At 74.9% G+C, this 203-nt stretch carries 1 protein-coding gene; it reads left to right on the top strand.

All coding sequences use genetic code 11. From position 1 onward, the window contains the following. Positions 1-203, top strand: a 203-nt coding sequence (locus tag OO54_RS44805) for a zinc-binding dehydrogenase (protein WP_157856624.1), incomplete at both ends; no start/stop codon positions are given.

The raw sequence follows: 203 nt of genomic DNA, 5'->3' as shown, positions 1-203 counted from the left end.
CCTGGACGTGACGTCGGGCCGAGGGGTGGACGTCGTGCTGAACTCCCTCGCCGGGGAGCTCATCGACGCGTCGCTGCGGCTGCTGCCGCGCGGCGGGCGTTTCGTCGAGATGGGCCGCACCGACCTGCGCGACGCGGACGAACTCGCGCGCCTGCACCCGGGGGTCGCCTACGAGGCCTTCGACCTGAGCGACGCCGGCGCCG

The sequence above is a fragment of the Streptomyces wedmorensis genome, assembly GCF_000716445.1.
In the GTDB taxonomy this organism is placed as follows: Bacteria; Actinomycetota; Actinomycetes; order Streptomycetales; family Streptomycetaceae; genus Streptomyces; species Streptomyces wedmorensis.
This window is presented reverse-complemented; position numbering and strand designations above follow the sequence as displayed.